Source organism: Streptomyces phytophilus, assembly GCF_013870535.1.
GTDB classification, from domain to species: domain Bacteria; phylum Actinomycetota; class Actinomycetes; order Streptomycetales; family Streptomycetaceae; genus Streptomyces; species Streptomyces phytophilus.
Genome location: NZ_JACBXC010001516.1, coordinates 1 through 1,292 on the forward strand (window position 1 = coordinate 1; position 1,292 = coordinate 1,292).

Consider the following 1,292-nt stretch of genomic DNA (forward strand, 5'->3'; position numbering starts at 1 on the left):
CTGGGCGCGTCGGCCGTGATGCTGCCGGACGACTCGGTGTTCGACACGGCGGCCGGCCTGTACGCGGCGGCCTCCCGGGACCTGTTCGTCTCGCCGCGGCTGCTGCGCCGGGTGTCGCGGCGGCTGAGCGACGTGCTCAGCGGGCCGCTGACCGTCGCGGTCGACGTGCTGACCGAACGGGAGCAGCGGGTGCTGAGCCTGATGTCCGCGGGCATGTCCAACGGGGCCATCGCCCGCTCGCTGTGCATCAGCCCGGCGACGGTGTCCACGCACGTGGGGCACATCCTGCGCAAGCTGGGCGCCGGGAACCGGACGCAGGCGGTGATCGCCGCGCTGCAGCAGTCGCTGATCGCGCACCCGGCGCACCGCGCCTGAGGCAGGCGCGGCACGCCGGGTGCGGAGACGGTCGCGTACGGCCGGCGCGTACCGGCGCCGCGCGGGGGCACCGGGTGCGGCCGTCAGGTGCGGCGGTGGGGCGGCAGTTCGTGGAAGTCCGACGCGAAGAGCGTGCGCGGCTCCTCCTCCTCGTCGAAGCCGCCGGAGGACACCACGAGGAACTGCACCTGCCGGGAGCCCGGCGGGTGCGGGCAGTGGTGCGTGACGAACGTGAGCAGCGCCAGATAGGGGATGGTCAGCTGGAGCACCTCGATGCGCTTCTCGTCCAGCGCGAGCTGGGTCAGCTCCGAGACCGTGTCCGGCAGCAGCTTCTCCACCCGCCGGCCGGGGTGCCAGAGCATGTGCCGGATCGTGCGCCGCTCCAGCATCGGGTACTCGGACCACTCGGTGGTGCCGCCGTCCGCCAGCCGCTCGCGCTTGAGCACGTGGATGTCGGAGCGGCCGGGGTTGGGGGCGAAGAACGTGGTGACGGGGATCGCGGTGTTGATGGGGTCGATGCGGGTGAGGAACCTCGGGGTCTTGCGGAACTGCTTGGCCGCGGTGAGCCCCAGCCAGGAGGCGAGCACCCCGTAGAGCCCGTAGCGGGCGGCGGTGCGCGGGAGGGCGGTGGGGGCGGTCATGCGCTCTCTCCTCGGGCGCTGTCGGGGGCCGGGTTCTTCGCCGCGGCCTTCGGGGATACGGCCTTCGGGGGTGCGCCGCGGGCGGCGCCCTTCGCCGCGCGCGTACGCGCCCACTCCACGGCCCGTACGACGTGCGCCGCGTGCGCCTCGTCCAGCACCAGCGACTCGTGCCCCGCCTCCTCGACGACGTCGTGCCGCGACACCGTCGACAGCAGCGCCAACTCGCGCTGGAACTCGGCGTGCAGCGGGTCGCTGCGCACCGTCTCGCCGGCGGTC

Annotated in this window: 2 protein-coding genes and 1 pseudogene; 1 reads left to right on the forward strand and 2 read right to left on the reverse strand. The window is 74.0% G+C overall.

The window, feature by feature from the left end; genetic code table 11:
- Positions 1–375 (forward strand): response regulator transcription factor (locus H5J30_RS33865; RefSeq protein WP_181791624.1); only part of this gene is annotated, 375 nt, incomplete at its 5' end.
- 83 nt (positions 376–458) lie between these two features.
- Here H5J30_RS33865 and H5J30_RS33870 read toward each other — a convergent pair.
- Positions 459–1,016, reverse strand: a complete 558-nt coding sequence (locus tag H5J30_RS33870) for a hypothetical protein (RefSeq protein WP_181791626.1) — start codon at positions 1,014–1,016, stop codon at positions 459–461.
- Positions 1,013–1,292, reverse strand: a pseudogene (locus tag H5J30_RS33875) (alpha/beta fold hydrolase); the annotation flags it as partial. The pseudogene H5J30_RS33875 and the gene H5J30_RS33870, both read right to left, overlap by 4 nt.